This window comes from Dyella sp. AD56 (assembly GCF_002878475.1).
In the GTDB taxonomy this organism is placed as follows: Bacteria; Pseudomonadota; Gammaproteobacteria; order Xanthomonadales; family Rhodanobacteraceae; genus Dyella.
This window is the reverse complement of the sequence record NZ_NRDP01000011.1, coordinates 305,915-329,343: the sequence shown is the minus strand read 5'-3', so window position 1 is coordinate 329,343 and position 23,429 is coordinate 305,915. Positions and strand designations below refer to the sequence as shown.

Annotated in this window: 20 protein-coding genes; 13 read left to right on the top strand and 7 right to left on the bottom strand. The window is 62.5% G+C overall.

Features of this window, described 5'->3' with window-relative positions; all coding sequences use genetic code 11:
- The first annotated feature begins 74 nt into the window (after positions 1-74).
- From DyAD56_RS09785 to DyAD56_RS09760, 6 genes are all read left to right on the top strand, one after another.
- The gene (locus DyAD56_RS09785; RefSeq protein ID WP_102302557.1) at positions 75-638 is read left to right on the top strand and encodes a GspH/FimT family pseudopilin; all 564 of its coding nucleotides are present in this window, start codon (positions 75-77) and stop codon (positions 636-638) included.
- Positions 635-1,150 (top strand): type IV pilus modification protein PilV, encoded by a 516-nt coding sequence (gene pilV, locus DyAD56_RS09780; protein ID WP_233202360.1) that lies wholly within the window; start codon positions 635-637, stop codon positions 1,148-1,150. The genes DyAD56_RS09785 and pilV overlap by 4 nt, the downstream gene beginning before the upstream one ends.
- Positions 1,147-2,193 carry a PilW family protein gene (locus DyAD56_RS09775; protein WP_102302555.1) on the top strand — a complete coding sequence of 349 codons (1,047 nt, stop codon included), beginning with the start codon at positions 1,147-1,149 and terminating at the stop codon, positions 2,191-2,193. Before pilV ends, DyAD56_RS09775 begins: the two co-directional genes overlap by 4 nt.
- A gap of 1 nt (position 2,194) precedes the next feature.
- Complete coding sequence (locus DyAD56_RS09770) at positions 2,195-2,785, top strand: PilX N-terminal domain-containing pilus assembly protein (RefSeq protein WP_233202359.1); 591 nt, start codon at positions 2,195-2,197, stop codon at positions 2,783-2,785.
- Positions 2,786-2,882: 97 nt separating this feature from the next.
- The gene (locus DyAD56_RS09765; protein WP_102302554.1) at positions 2,883-6,638 is read left to right on the top strand and encodes a PilC/PilY family type IV pilus protein; all 3,756 of its coding nucleotides are present in this window, start codon (positions 2,883-2,885) and stop codon (positions 6,636-6,638) included.
- 2 nt (positions 6,639-6,640) lie between these two features.
- On the top strand, positions 6,641-7,132 hold the full coding sequence (locus DyAD56_RS09760; protein ID WP_102302553.1) for a type IV pilin protein: 492 nt from the start codon (positions 6,641-6,643) through the stop codon (positions 7,130-7,132).
- 3 nt (positions 7,133-7,135) lie between these two features.
- Here the strand turns inward: DyAD56_RS09760 and DyAD56_RS09755 are convergent, their stop codons facing one another.
- The gene (locus DyAD56_RS09755; protein ID WP_102302552.1) at positions 7,136-7,813 is read right to left on the bottom strand and encodes a Fe2+-dependent dioxygenase; all 678 of its coding nucleotides are present in this window, start codon (positions 7,811-7,813) and stop codon (positions 7,136-7,138) included.
- Positions 7,814-7,875: 62 nt separating this feature from the next.
- A complete protein-coding gene (locus tag DyAD56_RS09750; protein ID WP_102302551.1) occupies positions 7,876-10,194 on the bottom strand; it encodes a catecholate siderophore receptor Fiu in 2,319 nt (772 codons plus the stop codon).
- Between the two features lie 307 nt (positions 10,195-10,501).
- Between DyAD56_RS09750 and panE the strand changes: the two genes are divergently transcribed.
- Positions 10,502-11,431, top strand: a complete 930-nt coding sequence (gene panE / locus DyAD56_RS09745) for a 2-dehydropantoate 2-reductase (protein ID WP_102302550.1) — start codon at positions 10,502-10,504, stop codon at positions 11,429-11,431.
- 79 nt (positions 11,432-11,510) lie between these two features.
- Here the strand turns inward: panE and DyAD56_RS09740 are convergent, their stop codons facing one another.
- Both DyAD56_RS09740 and DyAD56_RS09735 read right to left on the bottom strand, forming a co-directional pair.
- Complete coding sequence (locus DyAD56_RS09740) at positions 11,511-13,637, bottom strand: M13-type metalloendopeptidase (protein ID WP_102302549.1); 2,127 nt, start codon at positions 13,635-13,637, stop codon at positions 11,511-11,513.
- A 219-nt stretch (positions 13,638-13,856) separates the two neighbouring features.
- Positions 13,857-14,075 (bottom strand): hypothetical protein, encoded by a 219-nt coding sequence (locus DyAD56_RS09735; protein WP_102302548.1) that lies wholly within the window; start codon positions 14,073-14,075, stop codon positions 13,857-13,859.
- A 47-nt stretch (positions 14,076-14,122) separates the two neighbouring features.
- On the opposite strand from DyAD56_RS09735, the gene DyAD56_RS24500 reads away from it, so the two are divergent.
- The 3 genes from DyAD56_RS24500 to DyAD56_RS09720 all read left to right on the top strand — a co-directional run bounded on the left by DyAD56_RS24500 (position 14,123) and on the right by DyAD56_RS09720 (position 17,788).
- Entirely contained in the window at positions 14,123-14,287 is a 165-nt protein-coding gene (locus DyAD56_RS24500; protein ID WP_343125297.1) for an LrgB family protein, read from the top strand.
- Between the two features lie 128 nt (positions 14,288-14,415).
- Positions 14,416-16,107 carry an alkaline phosphatase family protein gene (locus tag DyAD56_RS09725; RefSeq protein ID WP_102302547.1) on the top strand — a complete coding sequence of 564 codons (1,692 nt, stop codon included), beginning with the start codon at positions 14,416-14,418 and terminating at the stop codon, positions 16,105-16,107.
- 70 nt (positions 16,108-16,177) lie between these two features.
- The gene (locus DyAD56_RS09720; protein ID WP_233202358.1) at positions 16,178-17,788 is read left to right on the top strand and encodes a multicopper oxidase domain-containing protein; all 1,611 of its coding nucleotides are present in this window, start codon (positions 16,178-16,180) and stop codon (positions 17,786-17,788) included.
- Positions 17,789-17,800: 12 nt separating this feature from the next.
- Here DyAD56_RS09720 and DyAD56_RS09715 read toward each other — a convergent pair whose 3' ends face one another.
- Complete coding sequence (locus tag DyAD56_RS09715; RefSeq protein WP_102302545.1) at positions 17,801-18,475, bottom strand: DUF502 domain-containing protein; 675 nt, start codon at positions 18,473-18,475, stop codon at positions 17,801-17,803.
- Between the two features lie 123 nt (positions 18,476-18,598).
- Here DyAD56_RS09715 and DyAD56_RS09710 point away from each other — a divergent pair, with 123 nt between their 5' ends.
- Together DyAD56_RS09710 and DyAD56_RS09705 are read left to right on the top strand one after the other, a co-directional pair.
- On the top strand, positions 18,599-19,117 hold the full coding sequence (locus tag DyAD56_RS09710; RefSeq protein ID WP_102302544.1) for a sigma-70 family RNA polymerase sigma factor: 519 nt from the start codon (positions 18,599-18,601) through the stop codon (positions 19,115-19,117).
- Positions 19,114-19,782, top strand: coding sequence for a hypothetical protein (locus DyAD56_RS09705; protein ID WP_233202357.1), 669 nt, complete (start codon positions 19,114-19,116; stop codon positions 19,780-19,782). The genes DyAD56_RS09710 and DyAD56_RS09705 overlap by 4 nt, the downstream gene beginning before the upstream one ends.
- An 18-nt stretch (positions 19,783-19,800) precedes the next feature.
- Here the strand turns inward: DyAD56_RS09705 and DyAD56_RS09700 are convergent, their stop codons facing one another.
- Positions 19,801-20,253 carry a DUF4442 domain-containing protein gene (locus tag DyAD56_RS09700; protein ID WP_102302615.1) on the bottom strand — a complete coding sequence of 151 codons (453 nt, stop codon included), beginning with the start codon at positions 20,251-20,253 and terminating at the stop codon, positions 19,801-19,803.
- Positions 20,254-20,445: 192 nt separating this feature from the next.
- Here DyAD56_RS09700 and DyAD56_RS09695 point away from each other — a divergent pair, with 192 nt between their 5' ends.
- The gene (locus DyAD56_RS09695; RefSeq protein ID WP_102302543.1) at positions 20,446-22,440 is read left to right on the top strand and encodes a S9 family peptidase; all 1,995 of its coding nucleotides are present in this window, start codon (positions 20,446-20,448) and stop codon (positions 22,438-22,440) included.
- A 44-nt stretch (positions 22,441-22,484) separates the two neighbouring features.
- Here the strand turns inward: DyAD56_RS09695 and trxA are convergent, their stop codons facing one another.
- Positions 22,485-23,351, bottom strand: coding sequence for a thioredoxin (trxA, locus tag DyAD56_RS09690; protein WP_102302542.1), 867 nt, complete (start codon positions 23,349-23,351; stop codon positions 22,485-22,487).
- Positions 23,352-23,429: the final 78 nt, after the last annotated feature.

Below are 23,429 nucleotides of genomic sequence, written 5' to 3'. Positions count from 1 at the left end.
GGGTAACGGTGAATCAGGTGCTAGTTGGCAGCTTTGCCAGTCGATGGCGTGTGCCCCGCGGGCGGCATGTGCCCATGCGCCGTGAACAAGGGTTCACCTTGGTCGAGCTGACGATCACGCTGGCCGTGGCGGCGGTGCTGTTAGTGATTGCCGTACCGAACTTCAGCAACATGATCAACAGCAACCGGCTCACAACGGCGACCAACACCATGATCGGCGCGCTGAACACCGCACGGATGGAGGCGATCAAGCGCAACGGCTCCGTCCAGTTCTGCAGCAATGTGGCCGCTACCAATGCCACTGGCACCACCGACGTGCTGGGCACGGCCTGCGGTACGAATGCCGGAGCAGTTCTGGCGCTCACGGTCGCATCCACTAGCACGGTGCAGGCACCGCCTGTGGCGCTGTCGATTTCTTCGGTGCACGTAAAAGGAACTATCGCGGCGATCCGCTTCAACGGGAGCGGCCTTGGTTACGCCCCGGGACCGATGACCGCTCCGTTTGGTACCGGTGCGAACGGCAGTACGGTCGTGGAGCTTTGTTCGTCAGCACTCAGCAGTAACAACGACCTCCAGATCAACATGGCCGCCGGCAGCATCATCACTTCATCGGCGCCCAGCACGGTGACCTGCCCATGACGCGGCGTATGCAAATTCCCTGCACTGGTCGGCGCGTGGGTTGGCGCCCGGTGGTGGCTCGCCAATCCGGCGTGGGCCTGATCGAGGTATTGGTGGCCGTACTCGTCCTGTCCATCGGTTTTGTCGGCATTGCCGCGCTGCAGGTGCGCTCGCTGTCGATGAACAACAGTTCGATGACGCGCAGCGTGGCGACCATGGACACTTATTCGATCCTCGATGCCATGCGCGCGGATCTGGTCAACGCGCAGAGTGGCGCCTACAACACCAGCACCCCGATCACAGCCAATGCCTGCCCCACCGCCACCGGCTCGTTGGCCAATACGCAGCTCACCCAATGGTGCAACCAACTGGCTGCCGGTCTCGGCGCATCCGCCAGTACCACCGGCAATATCAACTGCGTCAGCTCCCTGGGCTCCTGCACGATCACCGTGAGCTACGACGACAGCAAGTCCAAGTCCACGGCGACTGACACCACCGGCACGCAGACCGTCACCACGCAGGCCATGCTATGAGCCGCTGCACCGCGAAAGCCGCATCCGGCTTCACCCTGATCGAACTGATGGTGGCCATGGTGCTGGGCCTGATCGTCATCGGCGGCGTCATCAGCGTGTTCCTCGCCAACCAGCAGGTCTATCGCACCAATGCCGCGTTGGGCGACGTGCAGGACGGCACGCGCATGTCGTTCGAGATGCTGGCGCAGAACATCCGCGAAGCCGGTCTGCTTGGATGCGGTAACAACGGCCAGGTGGCGAACGTGCTGCCGCAGAGCCCCAAGAACGGCGGTACCGCCTGGTGGGCCGACTGGGATCACAACACCCTGATGGGCTACGGCGCGGGCAGCGCGACGGCCAATCCGGCACTCACCACCGGCTCCGCTGTCGGCAATCAGGTGTCCAACACCGATTCGCTGATGATCCTGAGCGCGGCGGATGGCGGCCTGAGCGTCAACACCCAAACCGCTTCGAGCACCACGTTCACGCTCAATGGCAGCAGCAGCGACCTGGCCGTCAACAAGGTCATGATGGTGTGCGACCCGTGGGAAGCCGCCATCTTCCGTGCCAGCAGCTACACGGCGGGCACCACGCCTGTCATCGGTTACGCGCTGGCGTCGGGTAGCACCACGCTCAATGTCTCCACCAATCTGCGCCCCTACAACACGGTGGGCGGCTTGGCCGCCACCTACGCAGCCAACTCGCCCGTTGCGACGCTCGCAGCGGGCGTCTGGTACATCGGCAACAACCCCGTCAGCGGCAAGTCGCTGTACTTGGCCAGCGTGGACACCACCACCGGCACTGTCACGAATCAGGAGATGGTGCGCGGCGTCACCGCCATGAGCATCTCTTACAACATGCTCAACCAGGCCAGTTTCGTGTCGGCTGCCAGCGTCACCGACTGGTCTGCGGTGGCGGCGGTGCAGGTGAGCTTGACAGTTCAGCAGACCAGTACGGCGAATGCGGGTGTCAGCACGAATGCGGGCGTGGGCAGCACGGCTGCTGGCGCGCCGATTTATCGCAACTACACCGTTACTTCCACCGTGCGCAACCGGGTGAATTGAGATGAGCCGACGACTCCCCATGCGTGTTCCGTCCAACCGATTCCAGCCGAACTCCCGCCAGCGTGGCGTGGCGTTGGCCGTGGCCTTGATCCTGCTGGTGGTGGTCACACTCGTCGGCCTTGCCGCCGTCAGCGGCACGCTGATGCAGCAGAAGATGTCGGGCAATTTCTACGACCGCCAGGTCGCCTTTCAGTCCACCGAGGCGGCCATGCGCCAGGCCGCGCTGGCCATCCAGGCCACCACGACGGCGGCGCCCGCCGGGTTTTACGACTGCAGCACGGCTGCCGCCAACAACTGCCAGTCCAACCCGTTCAACGACACCAATGTGCCGGCCAGCAAAATCACGAACCTGACGAACAATTCCAATTACACCGCCGGCAGCAACATAGCCAGCCAGCCGCAGTACATCGTGCAGTACATGGGCAATTTCCCGTTGCCCGTGCCCCCGGTGAAGCAGACCAGCCACACCTCGTACGGCGGCTCGTCGACCAAGCCGACGGCGGATTTCTACCGCATCACAGCGCGCAGCGGCGACCCCACCGCCACTAATGGCCGCGCCTACGTGGTGCTGCAATCGATGTTCCGCAACTGATCGACGCAAACCATCTGCCGTGGCGGGAACCGCCTGGGCATAGCACGAACGAATCCACGCGCATCGCGCGCCGGAAAGTCTGGAAAGGGGCAAATCCGTGAACAAATCCATCAGCCTGGCCCTGCTTTCGTTGGCCGTCATGTCGGTCAGCGGCAACGCATCCGCCAGCCCCGCTCCCGCAACCACGAACTCCACCTGCGGGCAGGCGGGTGGCACGTGCAGTGAAGACTTCACGGGCGCATCGGCCAGCCTGCAATGGACGACGCTGGGGACGAGCGGCAGCTCGACCGCACAAAATGCCTGCCTCACGGCAGGTAGTGGCACTGGATCCATTCAACAGTGTCCCAGCAGTCTCAGCTACACGAGCGGAGGCACCACGACCAGCTATTCGATTCCTGCGAATGAAACGACGGCTGGCCAGGGCGCCTTGCTGCTCACGCCACCCTTGGGCTACCAAACCGGCGCCATCCTGTCGGGGTTCACTCCGTTTCCATTGAGCCAGGGCGTCAATATCACCTTCACCACCTATACCTTCGGCGGTGATAGCGGTGGTACGGCCAAGAACGGCGCGGACGGCATCACGTTTATCCTCACTGACGGCACCCAGAGCAGCCCAACCACAACGGGCGGCAATGGTGGCGCCATGGGTTACGGTTGCTCCAACGCCAATGCCGGCACTTACCAGGGTATTGCGTACGGTTATCTTGGTCTGGGCATCGATGAATTCGGCAACTTCCTCAACAGCGGCAATTGGGTTGCTGCAAATTCGGATGGTAGTGCCCCGAGCAACGCCATTGTCCCGAATTTCACCCAAAAAGTCGGTGGCACGACGTATTACTGGGTATACGGCGACAACAGCAGTGGTGGCATTTACAACTCCAACGACACCTTCAATAGCGAAGGGTCAAAAAGCAACGGCACCAACAAGTGGGGTGGGTCGGGAAGTTCGCAATACCAGCCCGAGCGCATTGGCTTGCGTGGCTCGGGCAATACGACTTGGTCGGCGCTGAAGTCGCTGAATTCAACCTACTATTCGGGGACGTCGCCCAATTCGAGCAAGATCTATGCAGCTTGCCGATCCGGGCAATACGTTTCGGCGGGCAGCTCAGGCAATTACACATACACCGCGCTTCCTGCCGGCAATTACACCGCCATTCCCGGTGGTTACGCGGTGTTGCCAACTGCGAACCTGATTGCGAACGAGGCGGCGGGTGTTACGCGCAACGCCACGACGTCGTCATCTGGAACCGCGAACCCGATGGCTTGGCCGATTACTTATCAGTTGAAGATTTCAGCCGCGGGTTTGCTTAGTCTTTCCTACAGTTACAACGGCGGTGCCATGAATCAGGTGATGAGCAATACCGACATCACCAAGAGCAATGGCGCCTTGCCTACTTCGCTGCGCTTTGGCTTCTCTGCAGGTACCGGCGGCGACAACAATGTGCACGAGATCACTTGTTTTAAGGCTTCGCCACTGACCTCCACCAGCAGCGCGGCAGCCAACACCATCCAGTCCGGCCAGTACAAGACGGGCACGCAGATCTATCTGGCGAGCTATTCCGCCAGCCCTTGGTGGGGCAGCATGAAGGCCATTCCGCTGGTGGTGACCAGCGGCAGCCTCGCGGCAGCCAGCACGGCGACCTGGGACGGCAAGTGCACGCTCACCAGTGGTCTCTGCGACAGCATGGGTACCAACAGCAGCGGCACCCCGACCACGTCGGTCACCACAACCAACGGATTCGTGACGCCCGAAAACCGTGTACTGGTAACCGCGACGGGCAACGACGTGACCACTAGCGGGTCTGGCGTGGGCTTCTCGATGCAGCAGGCGTTGACCAGTTATCCCTCGGCCGTGCAAACGGCGTTTGCCGCGGGAGGCACCACCGACAGCACTAGCACCATCACCATGACCGGCCAGAACCTGCTGGGCTGGCTGCTTGGTCAGCGCTGCAACGAGCAGTTGTTCAGCACCACGCAATCCACCAGCGGCCCGGGGGAGTACTACACCGACTGCACCAACACCACGGCCACGGGCAACCTGAACCCGCGCACCTATGTGCTGGGTGACATCGTGGACTCCAGCCCCACCTGGGTGGGTGCGCCGGTGACGGGCCAGTACAACGATGCCTTCACTGACGGCCTGTACGGCAGCACGGCTACGACACCGGAAAACAAGACCGGTGCACAAACCTACGGCACGTTCGCTAGCAACAACGCGTCCCGCCTCAACGTGGTGTACGTAGGCAGCAACGACGGCTACCTGCATGGTTTCGAGGCCGGCAGCTTCACTGCCAGCGGCGCCTTCAGCGACCCCACCGGCACCGGTGTCGGCAGCAACGATGGCAAGGAAGTGGTCGGCTACATGCCGTACAACGTGCTGCTCAATCAGGCGGCCCAGCTCACCAACCCGCTTGGCTCGCACCAGTACATGGTGGACGCCACGCCGGGCGTGGGCGACCTGTTTTATAACAACCTTTGGCACACCTGGCTTGTAGGTGGCGTGGGCACCAACGGCCAGGAGATCTATGCGCTGGACGTCACCAATCCGTCCAACTTCACCACCGCCAAGGCGGGCTCGCTGGTGATGGGCGACTGGACCGCTGCCACTCTGCCCCATCTCGGTAACACGATGGGTACGCCTGGCGTGGTGCGCATGCACAATGGCAGTTGGGCGATCATCTTCGGCAACGGCTTGAACAGCGGCATGAGCGCTGGCGTCTACATTGGCTTGGTGGACTCAAGCAAAGGTACGGTGACATTCCTGTTCCTGGATACCGGCGTAGGCTCGAACACCGTCCAAAACGGCATTGCCTATGTCACGCCGGTGGACCTGGATGATGATGGCATCATGGATTACCTCTATGCCGGCGACCTGCAGGGCAACGTGTGGCGCTTTGACGTGACTGGCAGCACCGCAGCCAGTTGGAGTGTCTCCAACTTCCCCGGCAGCACGACATCGACTTGCAGCAACAGTAAAAATATCCAGAGTGGGGCTGTAGTCACCACTACCTGCTCCCCTTTGTTCACGGCAACGACCACGACGACCACTGGCAGTACGACCACCACCATTCCGCAGCCGATCGCCACGGGCATCGTCACTGCAACCATTCAGACCAATGGGGTGAGCCGCAACATGTTGTATTTCGGCACCGGCCAGCAGACGCCGCAAACCGGTAGCTCGGCCGCAACGTACGCGCCCACGGCCAGCGGCTCCAGCGCTGCCAGCCAGCAACAGACGTTCTATGGCATCTGGGATTGGAACATGTCGAACTGGAACACTCTGTCCGGCACGCAATTCGCGGTGCAAACGGGCAGCCCGGTCATTTCGACCAGCAACCTGCAGGTGGTCACTTCCACAAACACGACGGTGACCGGTCAGGGCTCGATCATCGGGTATCGCACCTTGTCCGCCGGCACTACTATTTGCTGGGCCGGTAGCAGTACCTGTTCACCTTCTACGAGCAACACGCTCTACGGCTGGATGTACAACCTGCCGAGCACCAACGAGCAGATCATCTACAGCCCCAGCATCATCAATGGCGCGGTAGTGGTGAATACAGCCATTCCGCCTGCTACGTCCACCACCCAGTGCTTGGCGAACACTCAGACCGGCTGGACGATGGCTTTCGATGCGACCAGCGGCGGCGCCTATGGGCAGAACTTCTTCTCGAGTGTCAACAACGCCGCCAGCGGTGTGCAGGCCAACGCCGTGGGTACGCCTACCGCCGTGACCTACAACGGCCAGGTTTACCTGGTGTCGCAGACCGTCACGGGCGGCGCGTTCGTGCAACGCGTGACCCCGCCGAACGACAACAACCCGGCTCGCGTTTCGTGGCGCGAGATCAGGAATTGAATATGAGCATCCAGCGCCCCTCCAAATTGCATCGCATCGCTTCGTTCGGCTTCACTCTGATTGAGCTGATGATCGTGGTGGCGATCATCGCCATTCTCGCGGCGATCGCGATTCCCTCTTATACGAAGTACGTGGCCAAGACGAACCGCTCGGCGGCCGAGGGCTGCCTGTCCGAGTATGCGAACTACATGGAGCGCTACTACGTCACCAACCTGAGCTACGCCCAGGACACCGAAAGCACGCCAGTGGCGAATCCGGCCATCGGCTCGCCGTCGCCGCTGGTTCTGGACTGCGCGGCGAACTCGCAAACCGGCAGCAACTACCAGTACAGCGTGTCGGCATCCACTGCGACCCCCACTGCGTACACGCTCACCGCGACATCGATCAACGCGCAGCTCACACGTGACACGCAATGCGGCACGTTGACGTTGAACCAGATCGGCACGCGCACCAATTCCGGCACTGGCACGCTAGCGCAGTGCTGGGGCGGTTGATGCTCAGCTCTCCGCCCATTGCCGCAGCAGGTTGTGGTAGGTGCCGGTAAGCTGCAGTACGGCGTCGTTGTCGGCGCCGGTGGCGACAAGGCGTTGGATCGAGGTGTCGAGCTCGAATAGCAGGCGCCGCTTGCCGTCGTCGCGGATCAGGCTCTGTATCCAGAAGAACGCAGCGACGCGTGCGCCACGCGTCACCGGCGCCACGCGATGCAGGCTGCTGGAAGGGTAGAGGATGGCATCGCCAGCGGGCAGCTTCACCTCGTGCTCGCCGTAGGTGTCACTGATGATCAGTTCACCGCCGTCGTATTCCTCGGGTTCGGCAAGGAATAGCGTGCAGGAGACGTCACTGCGCAGTTGTTCGCCGCCGGGCAGGGACATCACCGCGCCATCCACGTGAAAGCCGTACTGGCCACCGCCTTCATAGCGGTTGAAGCGCGGCGTCAGCGTGCGCAGCGGCAAGGTGGCGGCGTGATAGAGCGGCTGTCGCGACAGCGCGTCGAGCACGACGCGGCCCAGTTCTTCGCGTAGCGGCGAAGCGTCGGGCAATTGCTGGTTACGCTTCACCTTGGCGCCCTGATGGCCTACGGTCTCACGCCCGTCCGTCCACATGGCCTCATCCAGCGCCTGCCGCATGGTGCGGATCTGTGTCTGGTCGAGAACATTGGGAAGGTGCAGCAGCATGGTGTGGGAGCCTTGGCCTTGGCACCGTCCCGCGGGCTAGCGGAACGGTGCCCTGTGTCGCGTCAGAAGCGAATATTCGCCGTGATCATGGCCGAGCGCGGCGTGCCTGGCGTGTAACGGTAGCCGCTCTTGTTGATCGCTGCGACATAGTCCTTGTCGAACAGGTTGTACACGTTGAGGCGCAGATCGAAGTTCTTGCTGATGGGATAGGACGCCATGGCGTCGACCACCCAGTACGCTTTCGTGTACGCGGGCGTGCCGATGGCGCTGTCGGTGCCACGTTGCATGTCGCCGTTGTAGCGCGCGCCGCCGCCGATGGTCAGGCCAAACGGCAGCAGGTAACTGGTCCAACTGGTGAAAGCCTTTTTCGGCGTATAGGCGAGATCGGAGGAGCCATCCTCGGCCACGGCCGTGCCCGAGAGCACGCTGGCATTCATGGTGGTGAAGCCTGCGCTTACCCCCCAGTTTTCGGTGAGCTTGCCGACGGCGCTCAATTCCACACCCTGCACACGCTTCTGGCCGATCTGGTAGTAGAGCAGGGTTACCGGATCCTGCACGAGATCGTTGCTTACTGTCGTCTGGTACAGCGCGCCGGTGAGCAGGAGCTTCTCATCGAGCAGTTCCCACTTGGTGCCTACTTCGTAGGTACGGGCGCGCTCAGGCTGTAGGTTGGGGTTGTCCTGGCTGTTGGCGGAGCCCGACAGCGTGAGCGTGTTACCGCCCGGCGGCTCGGCCGACACGGCGTAGTTGAGGTAGAAAGAACCGTTCGGCATCGGCTTGTAGAGCACACCGAGCTTCCAGTTCCAGAGGTTGTCTCCCGCTTTCGTATCCAGACCCTGCACGACGCTACCAGTCGGCAACGTGCCGCACACCGGTCCATTCTTCGCTCCACACTGCACCATGCTGGAGTAGTCGGTGTCGTAGTGATCCATGCGCACGCCGGCATTGACCTGCCAGTGCTCGGCGAACTTCAGCGTGTCGAACACGTACGCCGATGCGGTATTGGTCTTGGCGTTGCTGTACGCGCCGGTCTGACCGTAGTTGAGTCCGCTGACATCCCAGTTGGGGTCGTACAGGTTGGCCGCGGGCCAAGTGGTGCCGTTGAGCGCGGCGAGGCCGACGGTGGTGGCCTTCTCCTGCGTCAATTCGATGCCGGTGCTGAGGTTGTGGGTGATCGCGCCCGTCTCGAAGGTGGCAGTGAGGTTGGCCTGATCGGTGATGATGCGATTGGCCTGATGCTTGAAGGTCGGGTTGCTGCGCGCGATGGTCCAGGTCGACGGATCGGTCGGGTTCGGCGTGAGCAGGTTCGCTGCGGTGCCCATGAACGAGGTGAGCAGGTAGTCCTCAGCAGTGCGCCCCCAACGGAACGTGTTGTGGAACGCGAGCTGGTCGTTGAAGTCGTGCTCGATACGCGTGGTGAACATATCGGCGGTGACGTGATCGTGGTCCGCCGTGGTGCCGTAGAAATTCGACGAATCCACTTCCGGCGCATTGCCGAGGAAGGGGCGCTTCGGATCAGGGCTGCTGTAGCCGGGCAGGCCGATGGTGGGCACGCCGCCGTCGGGCACGTTGTTCTGCCTGACGTGCATGTAGTCGACGTACACGCGCGTGGCGGTGCCCAGGCCGAACGCAAAGCTCGGCGCGACGCCCCAGCGGTTGTTCTCCACTTGGTCGCGACCCGGTACGCCGCTGTCCTGTCCCATCACGTTGAGGCGGAACGCGGATGTGTTGGAAACGGCCTGGTTCCAGTCTGCAGTGACACGGCGTTGGTCGGCGCTGCCATACGACAACGATGCGCTGACGCTATTAGCCAGTTCCGGCTGCTTGCTCACCATGTTGATCGCGCCGGTCGGTGCGGTGCGGCCGTTATCGGTGCTGGCCGGGCCCTTGATCACTTCCACCGACTCAGTATTGAACACGTCGCGCGAAATGGTACCGAGATCGCGCGCGCCATCGACAAAGATGCTGCCCGAGGTATCGAAGCCACGCATGTAGATTGAGTCACCCGTCGAGGTGGTGCCGTTCTCACCGACGTAGAACGTGCCCACGCCCGGGCTGTTACGCAGCGCTTCGGTCAGCGTGGTGGCGCCCTGCTGCAGGAACAGATCCTTGCTGATCACGCTGATGGTCTGCGTGGTGTCGAGGATGGGCTGCGTGTACTTGGGCGAAGACAGGTTGTCGACCTTGTAGTCGCTCGTGGTGGATGCCTGCACCTGCACGCCATCCAGATTCTTTGCGTTTGTGGTGGTCGTGGTGGTGTCGGCAGGTGCATCGGCCGCCAGCGCCGGTTGCGTGAGGGCCATGCCGGTCATCAGGGTGGCAGTAGCCGCGCTCAACGCATGGCGGGTAACAGGGTGCTTGCGGCTGGAGATGTAGGCCATGAAGTGCTCGTCGTAATGGTGGAAGTCCGGTCAGCCGAAGCAACACCGGGCGATTCGACGAGTAGCGGCGGCTGGCGTCGATCGCTGCAATGACTGGAAAAGGGGTTTGGTAGGGCGTTGCCTGATCGGGTGATCCGTTACCTGTGAAAACCCGCCAGCAAGATCTTTTTTTAATGTTATTGCCAATGAGAATGAGTTGCAATTAATCGCAAGTTCTTGCTCTTATTGGCTTTCCATCTTTGGTCGATAGGGCACAGGTATCTGCTTGGCGTACGCTCTCTCGCTTGTGATCAAGGAGAGTTGAACCATGCGCATTCTGGTGATCGGTGCGGGCGCCACAGGCGGCTATTTCGGTGGAGGCCTGTTGGAAAGCGGGGGGGACGTGACTTTTCTCGTACGCGAGAAGCGCGCCGCGCAACTGGCCGAGCATGGCCTGATGATTCGCAGCAGTCTGGGCGACGTCACGTTGCCAGCTCCCTCCACCGTGCAAGCTGGCGATCTGCGCGAAACCTATGACCTGATTCTGCTGAGCTGTAAGGCTTACCACCTTCCACAGGTGATCGAAGACATGGCGCCGGCAGTGGGGTCCAGCACAGTCATCCTCCCCGTGCTCAACGGCATGCGTCATCTCGATCTGCTGGATGCCCGGTTCGGCAAGGAGCGAGTGCTGGGTGGTCAGTGCGTTATTGCCGCCACCCTGGATGCGCAGGGCACGGTGCGCCATCTCAACCAGTCGCACAGCGTCACCTTCGGCGAGCGTGACGGTTCGCGTTCGGAGCGCGTGGAAGGGATTCTCGCGTCCATGTCGAAAGCGAAGTTCGAGCCGCGCCTGAGCACCACCATCCTGCAGGACATGTGGGACAAATGGGTGTTTCTGGCCTCGCTGGCCGGTATCACCTGTCTGATGCGCGCACCGGTAGGTGACATCATGGCTGCGTCCGGTGGCGAGCAAGCCACGCTCCAACTGCTGGAGGATTGCCGCAGCGTGGCCGAACACAACGGGCATGCGCCGAGCGAGACAGTGCTGGCGCGTGCGCGCGGCGTGCTGACCGAGAAAGGCTCTGCGTTGAGTGCCTCGATGATGCGAGATCTGGAGCAGGGTGGCCTGATCGAAGCGGACCACGTGGTTGGCGATCTGCTGACGCGGTCGAAAGCGATGGCAGCCGAGCTACCGATGTTGCGCACCGCGTATGCGCATCTGAAGGCGTACGAAGCGCGCCGCGCACGAGGCAAGTAGTCACTCTCTCGCAAAAGAAAAGGGCGCTGCATGATGCAGCGCCCTTTGTCGTTACGGACGTCTAAACGTCAGCGACGTGTTACCAGATCTTCACCTGCTTGTCGCCCGAACGCACCATGGTGTCGCCCGGCTTGCACTGGTACGCCGTGGCGAAGGCTTCCATGTTGGACGGGGCGCCAATCGCACGCAGCGAGGCCGGTGCATGCGGGTCGGTGTTGAGGTACAGCAGGGCCTGCTTTTCACGCACGCTACCGCGCCACACGCGAGCCCAGCTCAGGAAGAAGCGCTGGTCTTCGGAGTAACCGTCGATCTTCTCGCCGGCTTCCTGCGGGTTCTTCTTCAGTGCATCCTGCAGGGCGTCGTACGCCACGTTCAGGCCGCCCAGGTCGGCGATGTTCTCGCCCAGGGTCAGCTTGCCGTTGACGTGCGCATCCGGCTTGTCCTTGATCGGCGCGTAGTCGTTGAACTGCGCCACCAGGCGATCGGTGCGCTGGTCGAACTTCTCGCGATCTTCCTTCGTCCACCAGTTGACGTTGTTGCCTTCGCCGTCGAACTGGCTGCCTTCGTCGTCGAAGCCGTGGCTGGCTTCGTGGCCGATCACGGCGCCGATACCGCCGTAGTTGATCGCGTCGTCACCGTTGGCATAGAAGAACGGCGGCTGCAGGATCGCGGCCGGGAAGTTGATCGTGTTGTCGGTCGGGTTGTAGTACGCGTTGACCGTCTGCGGGGTCATGCCCCACTCCTTACGGTCGGTCGGCTTGCCGATCTTGTTCAGGTCGTACTGGTAGTTGAACTTGGCGGCGGCCATCACGTTGCCGTAGTAGTCGCCCGACTTGACGTCCAGGCCCGACCAGTCACGCCACTTGTCCGGGTAGCCGATTTTGGGCAGGAAGGTGCTCCACTTGGCGATGGCCTTTTCCTTGGTGGCGTCGCTCATCCAGTCGAGGTTCTGGATGCGTGCCTTCAGCGCGTTGCGCACGTTGTCCACCAGCACCTGCGCACGTTCCTTGGCTTCCGGCGTGAACACCTTGGCCACGTACAGCTGGCCCAGTGCTTCACCCATCGACTCGTTCACGCCGCTGAGCACGCGCTTCCAGCGCGGCTTCTGCTCCGGCTGGCCGGCGAGGGTCTTGCCGTAGAAGTCGAAGCGGTTGTCCTGGAAGGTCTTGCTGAGCAACGGCGAGGCGTCGTCGATGGTGTGGAAGCGCAGGTAAGCCTGCCACTGGTCCGCCGGTGCGCTGGTGAGCAGCTTGTCAAACGCGGCGAAGAACTTCGGCTGTGACAGCGAGAAGCCCTTGTCGACGGTCACGCCCTGCGCCTTGAAGAAATCTTCCCAGCTGAAGTGCGGGGTGACCTTGTCGGCTTCCTTGATGGTGACGAAGTGATACTGGTTTTCCGGGGCGCGCAGTTCCACCGGCGCCAGCGAGGCCTTGGCCAGCTCGGTTTCGAACGAGAGCACCTGGTCGGCCTGCTTCTTCGCATCGGCTTCGGACACGCCGGTCAGCTCGAGCGTCTTGACGATGTGGGCCACGTACGCGTCGCGGATGTCCTTGTACTTCGCGTCGCTGTAGTAATCCTTGGTCGGCAGGCCCAGACCGGCCTGCTGGGTGAAGCCGATCTGCATCTTGGCGTCCTTGAAGTCGGCGCCGGAGCCGAACTGGAACACCTGCATGTCACCCGTGGTGAAGTTCTGCGTGATGTAGCTGGCGACATCCTTGCCCGACTTCAGCGCAGCGATGGCGTCAAGCTTGGGCTTGATCGGGTCGAAGCCAGCCTTCTCGATGGCGGCCTCGTCCATGCCCGAGGCGTACAGGTAGCCGATTTTCTGTTCGATCGAACCGGCCTTGGCGTTGGCGGGGTCCTTGGAGGCGGCATCGACGATGTCGTGCTGGGTGTTGAGGCTGTCCTCGGCCAGCTTGTCGAAAGCGCCCCAACGGGTGCGATCGTTCGGGATCGGGTTGGCTGCGACCCACTTGCTGTTGACGAAACCGTTGAAGTCCTGGCACGCCTGGATGTTGCTATCCAGTTCGCTGATGTCGAACACGCTCTTGGGCGCAGCGGCTGCGGTGGCAGCGGTGCTGGCGGGCGCAGGCGCGGTGCTGCTGGCGGCGGGGGCCTTCTCGGCGTCCTCATGCTTGCCGCAGGCGCTAAGCGACAGGGCGAGGCTCACGGCGAGCGCGATGGGCTTCATATACGGTTTGGTCATGGAACTCCCTCTGTGGATTCGTTGGCTGCGGGGCAGCCAGGGGTGGTAGCGACGCCTGAGGTCCCTGACGTTACCCGGCATCGCGTGAATGACTTTTCAGGCTAGGCCGCAAGTCATGGTCCAGACAGTGTCAAAGGTCAGGGGGCTTGCCTGCAACCCGGGCGAGCCAGGCGCGGGCAGCGGGGGATGGGGCGATGCCCTGCCGTCAGGCCAGCACCATCAGCGCGGGTCGTTACCGGCCAGTGGCCGCGCGGCAAGGCCAGCCAGGGAGCGCTCGTCCACCACCCGTTGCGGGAGCAGAGAGGCGCCGCCGGCATCCAGGGCCAGGACGAAATCCACCTGCGCGTAGCGCACGGTTTCCTTGGGGACTACGGCTCGGCGGGCACAAGCCTCACGGATCAGCCGGTTCAGCGCAAAGCCTTCTTCGAGCAGGATCATCGGCGAGTCGTGCAGTCATTTCAGCCGGAACCGCTTAGCACTGGCGCGTGGATGCATCAGCGGGAGCAGGGCGACCATCGGTTCGTCGCGCAGGCACAGCGAAGGCTTGCGACATCGGCTTAGGAGAGGGCAGTGTCGCCTGCCTCGCCATGGTGTTGGCGGGCTTGCTCAATGTGTTGCTCGCGCCAGCGCCTGCGGCGCTTTTGCGGTAAGCGTCTCATCGCGAAAATCGCAGGAAAATGCGATGATTTTTGTTATTCGCCTGTCACCTTGCACGCCTATCGTCCGCGGCATCAGCGCTTGAGGGGAAGCGCACCACCGCGACCGTAGGGAGCTCTTCATGCGAAACAATCTCGCAGTCTGCATTGCCGCGTGCGTTCTCAGTCTTTCCGCCGTATCCCTTGCCCAGATTCCTGTTCACGCCGAGACGCTGGCCGATGCGAGCTGGCATCACGGTGGGGACGTCCATACGTCCACGCCGATCAAGCATCTGGTCGTGATCTTCCAGGAGAACGTCTCCTTCGATCATTACTTCGCTACGTACCCGAACGCGGCGAACGGTCAGGGCGAGCCGTCCTTCTACGCGCGTCCGTTCACGCCGAAGGTCAATGGCTTGAGCAATGCGTTGCTGACCAACAACCCCAACAAGAACAACAGCGCAAACGGAACCGGTGCGATCAATCCGTTCCGCTTGTCGCGCGCGCAAGCCGCCACGGCCGACCAGGATCACGATTACGGCCCGGAACAGCAGGCATTCAATGGCGGCGCGATGGATCTGTTCCCGAAGTACACCGGTTCGGGTGAAGCCCTGCCGGGCGCGTCTGCCGACGAGGAAGGCAACGGGCAGGTGATGGGCTACTACGACGGCAACACCGTCACCGCCATGTGGAACTACGCGCAGTGGTTCGCACTGAACGACAACAGCTACGGCAGCACGTTCGGTCCGTCCACGCCGGGCGCGATCAACCTCGTTTCCGGCCAGACCAACGGCGTGACGCAGTCGCTCAATGGCAGCTCAGCGCTGGTGAACGACGGCCAGGGCGGCCAGACCCTGGTCAGCGACGCCGACCCGATCGGCGACGTGTGCTCCTCGCCCAGCGGCAGTCAAGTGCAACTCGGCGGCAAGAACGTCGGCGACCTGCTGAATAGCGCCGGCGTAACGTGGGGCTTCTTCGAGGGCGGTTTCGACCTCGCGACGGTGAACACCAACGGCACCACCGGCTGCAAGCGCAGCACGGTGTCGACCGTGACGCAAACCAACAAGGCGGATTACATCCCGCATCACCAGCCGTTCCAGTACTACCCGTCCACCGCCAACCCGACCCACGTGCGCCCGACCTCGGTCGCTATGATCGGCCACCAAGGCGATGCGGCGAACCACCAGTACGATACGAACGACTTCTACGCGGCCGTGGAAGCGGGCAACTTCCCGGCGGTGAGCTTCCTCAAGGCGCCCGGCTATCAGGACGGCCACGCTGGTTATTCCGATCCGCTGGACGAACAGCAGTTCATCGTGCACGTGATCAACTTCCTGCAGAAGAGTCCGGAATGGCGCGACACCGCGGTGGTGATCGCCTATGACGACTCCGACGGCTGGTACGACCACCAGGCTGCGCCGCGTGTGAATGCCTCGAGCACGTCATCCGATGCGCTGGATGGCACCGGCATCTGCAATGCCCGCGGTACGCTGCCGGGCGTCAACAGCAACGGCCAGCCCGTGCAGGGCCGCTGCGGCTTTGGTCCCCGCCTACCGCTGCTGGTGATCTCGCCGTGGGCGCGCAGCAATCACGTGGACCACACGCTGACGGACCAGACCTCGGTGACTCGCTTCATCGAAGACAACTGGCTGCGTGGCGAGCGTCTTGGCGGCGGTTCGTTCGATGCCGTGTCCGGTTCGCTGGAGCACATGTTCGACTTCTTCCAGCCCTTCCCGGAACACCGCAAGCTGATCCTGGACGAACAGACCGGTCAGCCGGTGAAGCAGCCCAAGCCGTGGCCCTGGGCCAGCCAGCCGCATTCGCCGCGCGGTTGATCTGATAGCTTGTTTCAACGCCCCGGACATCGGTCCGGGGCGTTTCCTTTTTCTACAGAGGCGGTGAACCTTGCATCCCTCGCGTCGTCGTTTTCTCCAGGGCATGGGGCTTGTGGCAGGTACGGGTGCGTTGCGCGCGTTCGGTGCACCCATGCACATGGCCATGCATGCCGCGAAGTCAGGCGGTCTTTGCAAGCATGCCGTGGCCGACCAGACCAGCGTGCCTAAGTTGCTCGACCCCTCGCGTCTGACACCGTTCGTCGATCCCTTGCCGGTGCCGGAAGTGCTTCGTCCCAAGGCGGGCACGCCGCTGCGCATCGCGATGCGCGAAAGCACGCAGCGCCTGCATCGCGATCTGCCGCCGACGCGGTTATGGACCTACGGCAACACCATGCCGGGACCCACCATCGAAGCGCGCAGTGGAGAAGCGGTGCATGTGGAGTGGACCAACAGCCTGCCGCAGCATCACTTCCTGCCCATCGACCACCACATCTGCGGTGCCGAGCCGGACAAGCCGGAAGTGCGAGGCGTGGTGCATGTGCACGGTGCGCGTGTTCCGCCAACGGACGATGGCTATCCCACGGACTGGTTCGTGCCAGGGCAATCGCGCAAACAGACTTATCCCAACCGCCAGGACGCGGCGACGCTGTGGTACCACGACCACACCATGGGCATCGAACGATTGAACCTCTATGCGGGTCTGTTCGGCATGTATCTGCTGCGCGACGCGCATGAGCTGTCACTGGGCCTGCCCCATGGCGAGCAGGAGTTGCCGCTGGTGCTCACGGATCGTCTGCTGACCGAGGACGGGCAGCTCTACTACCCGGTATCCGGCGTGAGCGATTCGCCATGGGTGCCCGAGGTATTTGGCAACGTGATGCTGGTGAACGGCGCGCTGATGCCGCGCCTTGACGTGCAGGCCCGTCGCTACCGCTTCCGCGTGCTCAATGCGGCGAATGGCCGCTTCTTCCGGTTGAGCCTGCACGGACAGAAACCGTTCTTGCAGATTGGTAGCGATCAGGGCTTGCTTGCCGCACCGGTGCAGCAGACCAGCCTGTTTCTCGCGCCGGGCGAGCGGGCGGATCTGGTGATGGATTTCGCCGGCATGGGCGACAGCGTCATCGAACTGATGACCGACGCCTTGCCGTTGATGCAGTTCAAAGTGGCGGCGGGGCAGGTCGATGACGACAGCCACGTGCCGCCGGTGCTGCGCGACGTGCCGCGCATGACGGAAGCGAGCGCGACGAATACCCGTGTGCTGACCATCGACGAATATGCCGATTGCGTCGCCGAGCCCATGTTGATGTTGCTGGACGGCAAGCATTGGCATGACCCGGTGAGCGAGAAGCCCCGGCTGAACAGCACGGAGATCTGGAGCTTCCTCAACCTCACCGAGGATACGCATCCGATCCATCTGCATCTGGTGCGCTTTCAGATTCTCGATCGGCGCCCGTTCGATGTGGATCAGTACCTGGAGTCGAAGACCGTCCGCTATACCGGCCCGGCGCAACCGCCGCCGCCGCACGAAGCAGGCTGGAAGGACACCGCGCAGGTCTTCCCGGGCATGGTGACGCGCTACATCATCACCTTCGAGGGCTACACGGGCCGATATGTGTGGCACTGCCATCTGCTGGAGCATGCATCGAACGAGATGATGCGGCCGTTCGAGGTGGTGGCCTGAGGCGGCGTAGATTTACTCCGCGTCCTGAGAAGCATTGCGCAATGCGGCCGGCGAAGCTGGCAAGGTATCAGGGGCAACCGCGCCGCCGGAAATGATGAAAGCCATGGCTTGATCCATGGTCCAGTCGGTGGGCGTCAGTTCGTCCACCGCCACCACTTCCAGGTATCCGCCGGTCGGGTTGGGTGTGGTGGGGATATAGACGGCGGCCATTTCGCGGCCCGTGCCTTCTTCAATCATCACTCGCGTGACAAAGCCCACCACCTTCATGCCACGGCGAGGAAAGTCGATCAGTACCACGCGCTGCACGCCCGACGGCTTCTGCTGTAGCACGGCCATGAGCTTCTTGGTGCCGCCGTAGATGGTTTGCACCAGCGGGATGCGTGCCAGCACTGCATCGAAACCGTCGATCAGTCGCTGACCGATCACACGGTTAGCCAGCCAGCCCAGCAGATACAGCACGCCCAGCGTCAGCAGTAGCGCCACCACAAAGGTGAGCCATGCATTGTTGAGCGCTATGCCCGCCCACGGCGAGGCGGACGATAAGGTGGCCAACAGCGCGGAGGCCAGTGGCGTGCCGATGCCCGCGAGCATGCTCAGCACAAACTTGAACACCACCCACGTCACCCACAGAGGGATGAACGTGAGCAGGCCGGTGAACAGATAGCGTTTGATGCGCAGGCGTTTCATGGGGGAGGGGCCAGGTGAGGGACGCCGCATTGTAGGGCAGCCCGCGCCGCCCGCCCGTTTCGCCTTGGGTGTGATTTTTTTTGCGCGCAGGCGAATCATGGAAGGACATCCGGGGGCGAGTGCATGGCAGGCGATCATCGACATCAGGCATTTGAGGCGCTGCTGCGGGAGCACCGCGGCATCGTGCTGAAGGTTGCCAGCCTCTATGCCAGGAGCGCGGACGACCGAAACGACCTGGTGCAGGAGATCTGCGTGCAGTTGTGGCGTTCGTTTGCCAGCTACGACCCTGGGCGGGCTCGGTTCTCGACTTGGCTGTATCGCATCGCACTGAACGTGGCGATCTCTAGTTTGCGCCGCATGGATGGTGCCGAGCGGCTTGAGCCGCTGCAGTCGCACCACCTGGACACCATCGGCGGCGAGCCGTCACCCGAGCCAGACGAGCGCCTGGTGTTGCTTTATCGCGTCATCGGCGAGCTGGATGCGCTGAACCGCGCGCTCATCCTCCTGTACCTGGAAGACCGCAGCTACGCCGAGATGGCCGAGATTCTCGGCATCAGTGAAACCAACGTAGCCACCAAGCTGGGCCGCATCAAGCAAACCCTGCGCAGCCATATGGCCAGCGCACCGAAGGCGAGGACATGAGCATGGAACTGGAAGAACTGAAAGCCGCCTGGCGTGAGCTGGATCGACGCGTGGTGGATCAGCAGGCGTTGCAGTGGCAGATCCTGCGCGATCAACGCATGGACCGCTTGCGCCGGGGCCTGGGTCCGATGCGCTGGTGGCAATCGGTGCAACTGGCGCTGGGCATTGCGTTGCTGTTGTGGGGCGTGAGCGTGTGGAGCTCGCATCTGCACACGCCGGTGGCTTTCGGCAGCGGCATCGCGCTGCAGGTGTTTGGCACGCTTGCGGCGATCTTCGCGGGGCGGCTGCTGGGCCTGCTGAACGGGATCGACTATGCCTCACCCGTGCTTGATATTCAGCGTCGGTTGGCGGAGCTGCGGCGCTGGCGCGTGCGGGTGGAGGCGCCGGTGTTCGCAGTGCTGGGCAGTGTCATCTGGATTCCGGTGATGCTGATCCTGATCCAGTACGACTTTGATCGCGAGGGGCATGACTATTGGGATCACGCGCACGGCTTGGTGCCATGGATGGCATTGAGCGGTGGCGTGTCCCTGGCGATTGTCGCGCTGGTCTACGTGGTGCTGCGTCGGCTGGGTAAGCGGCGCTGGATGGAAGACCAGTTTGCCGGCACCAGCGTGCGGCGCGCCGAGCGCATGCTCGAGGATATTGCTCGCTTCGAACGCGAATGAAACCGGGCGATGGGGCCCTCAGCGCGCCTTCGGCTTGAGCCTGACGTACAACTGCTTGCGCACGCGAGCCACCACTTCACCGCTACGTGTGACGACGTCCACATCGAACCAGCGCAATACCTTGTCACCGCCTGCCGCCGCCGCGCGCAGTTCGTCGACTACCGTTGGCTCCAATTTGAAGTGGGCGTAGACGTCCTCGCGCCCCGGCGCGACAAAGTCGATCGCCCCGGCCTTGTCCCACACGAAGTAGTCGTTGCCCAACTGATGCATGGCCAGCAGCATCCAGAAAGGATCGGTCATGGCGAACAGGTTGCCGCCGAACTGCGTGCGCACGTAGTTGCGGTTCCAGGGACGCAAGCGCAGCACCACGCGCAGCTCTGACCAGTCTTCCGATACGTGCTGGACGCGGATGCTGTTGAACAGGAACGGCGGCCATAGGTTCATCAGGCGGCGGAAGGTGGAGGCGCGCATGGGCATAGTGGGGCGATGACGGGAGGCTAACTATAGCCGAAACATACGCATGCGTATGGCATGCGTGAGGGTTCACTGATCAAGCCGAAGGAAAGCACGGAAATGCCGTGTTCTGCTTTCACCTCGGCGGAATTCCGTGCCTATACTTCCGCCGGCGACGCGAGGGGTGTCGCCGCACAGGAGAGGGGACAAATGAAAAACGGAATTCGGCGCGCAGCCTTCTGCGCGCTCAGTGTCTTGTCGTACCCGGTGTTTGCCTCAGGCGTCGCGTTCGAAGACCTTGCGCGCCACCTGCAATACAGCGAGGTGAAGATCTCGCCCGATGGTCATCACATCGCGGCGGCAACGGTGGTCAAGGACAAACCATTGTTGGCGCTGTTTGATCTCGACACCATGAAAGGCGGCATGGTCACGCCGCGCGAGGGTAATCAGATCGTCAACTTCTGGTGGGCTAGCGACAACCGCGTGGTCTATACAGAAGGTACCAAGGTATCCGGCTGGGATCGTCCATTCAGCACCGGCGAGATCTTCGCTGTCGACGCCGACGGCACCAATCCGAAACTCTTGTTTGGTTATCGCGCAGGGGGCGACGTTAGGGGCGGCAGCCATATCCAGCATGCGGAGTCCGAGCGTGCCAGCGCGCAGGTCATTGCTACGGTGCAGGACGATCCCAAGCACATCCTGATCGCCGTTACACCGTGGGAAACCGGTGCCGAAGGCGCTTTCGAAGACATTTACCTGCTCGATGTCAATGACGGTTCCAAGCGGCCGTTGGGCAAGGCGCCGTTACGCAACGCGAGGTTCGTCACCGACAACCATGGGAATGTGCGTTTCGCGGAAGGCTATGACAGTCACGCCTACCCGGCGGTGTATTACCGTGAGGGAGATGGCAAGCCGTGGACCCTGCTGTTCCAGGGCTCGACCGAAAAATCCGTGCCGTTGCCTATCGATTTCAGCCGCGACGATAGCAAGGTGTACATGACCTGCGCGGCCCCCGGCAAGGTGGCCGCGCTCTGTCTGTGGGATATCGCCACCCAGAAGTTGGGCGAGCCGGTATGGAGCAGCGCCACTACCGAAATGACGCGGCTCATTTATACGCTCGACGGCATGGATGTGGTCGGCGCGTATTCCGATCCGGATGCGCCAACGGCCGAGGCGTTCGTTCCCGGCTCCGACACCATGAAGGCGATGGGTTTGCTGTCCCGCTCGATGCCGGGCGAGAGTGTTCGCTTCGTGTCGCATTCGCGCGATGGCAGCAAGGCGATCGCGCTGGCGTACTCGTCCATGGATCCGGGTACGTTTTACCTATGGGACAACACCACCGGTCAGGCGAAAGCACTACTGCAGCGAGCAAGCTGGATCAAGCCCAACCAGATGGCGGCCATGCAGCCGATTGAGTTCAAGGCGCGTGACGGGCTCACCATCCACGGCTACCTCAGCATGCCGCCCGGCAAGGAAGAGGCGAAGCATCTCCCCTTGGTGATGTTTATCCATGGTGGACCTTTCGGTATTCGCGACTACTGGGAGTACGACCCCACGGTGCAGGCGCTGGCCACGCACGGTTATGCCGTGCTGCAGGTGAATTACCGGGGCTCGGGCGGCTACGGTGACGGATTCATGGCGGCTGGCTATCGCGAGTGGGGCGGCAAAATGCAGGACGACGTCACCGATGCCACGCAATGGGCGATCAAGCAGGGGATCACCACGCAAGGTCATGTCTGCATCTTTGGCGGCAGCTATGGCGGCTATGCGGCGCTCGAAGGTGTCATGAAGGAGCCCGATCTTTACCGTTGCGCGATCGGCTACGTTGGCGTGTATGACCTGCCACTGATGCTTACGCAGGGCGATGGTTCGGAAAACACATCGGCACGGAGCTTCTGGCGCTCAAGACTGGGTAACGACGAGCAGGCCTTGTCTGCCGCGTCACCGGTGAATCAGGTGGATCGCCTGAAAGCCAGCGTTCTGCTTATCGCCGGTGGCAAAGATGTACGCGTCCCACCGATACATGCCCAGCACATGCGTGCCGCACTGGATAAGCGCAGCATTGCTTATGAGTGGCTGTACAAGGCCGATGAAGGGCACGGGTTCTACGACGAAAAGAACAACGCGGAGTTGCTCCAGCGTGTCACGCAGTTCCTGGACCGCAACATTGGAACAGGTGGTTCGGTGGCCGCCGGCTCGCCGTGAGGGGAGGGGCCGGTATCACCCAGCGGTGATGCCGGCCCGGAGGTTCAGAACAACAAGGACGCCATGCGACGGCGGTAGCTACCCACCAGCTCGGCGTCATCGAGGGTAGTGAACGCAGCCAGCAGGCGCTTCTTGGCCTGGCCATCATTCCAGTCGCGTGCTTTCCCAAGGATGGCAAGGAACTGATCCAGACCGGCAGCGGCGTCACCCTCCAGCAGCAGGCGCACGCCCAGCAGATCGCGGGCGGCCCAGTCACCGGCATCGGCCTGCACACGTTGCTGCAATTCGGGCAGTGACGGTGCGCCGGCCAACGCACGGGCCAGGTCGAGCTGGCTGCGCAGGCGCACGGCGCGAGCGTCGGTGGCAAGGTTGGCAGGCAGCGAGCTCAGCTCTGCCTCGGCCGCATCCGCATGGCCCGCGCGCATCAACGCCAGCGCGAGATCCAGCTTCAGTTCGGCCTGCTCGGGTTCGGCGGCAATGGCCTGTTGCAGGCGATTGATGGCCTCTTCCGGCGATTCCGGTACAACTTCCACGTCATGGTCATTGGCCGCGCCGTCGAGCGCCTGTACATGCCGTTGCAGGAATTCACGCAACTGGCCTTCGGGCAGAGCGCCTGCAAAGCCATCGACGATCTGGCCATCTTTGACCAGCATCACCGTGGGAATGCTGCGGATGCCGAACATGGCCGCCAATTGCTGCGACTTGTCCACGTCCACCTTGGCCAGCCGGAACGCGCCGTTGAACTCGCCAGCGAGCTTCTCCAGCATCGGGCCCAATGTCTTACACGGGCCGCACCATTCCGCCCAGAAGTCCACCAGGATCGGCGTGGTCAGCGAGGCCTGCAGCACCTCGGTTTCGAAATTGTCCTCGCGCACGTCAAAAACATGCGTATCGGCGGTTGTGGCACTCACTGGGAACTCCCGTTGACGGATGCCCTCCACATCAGGGCACCGACCAGCATATCAAGGTTGCGAACCCCCGCCGCTGGC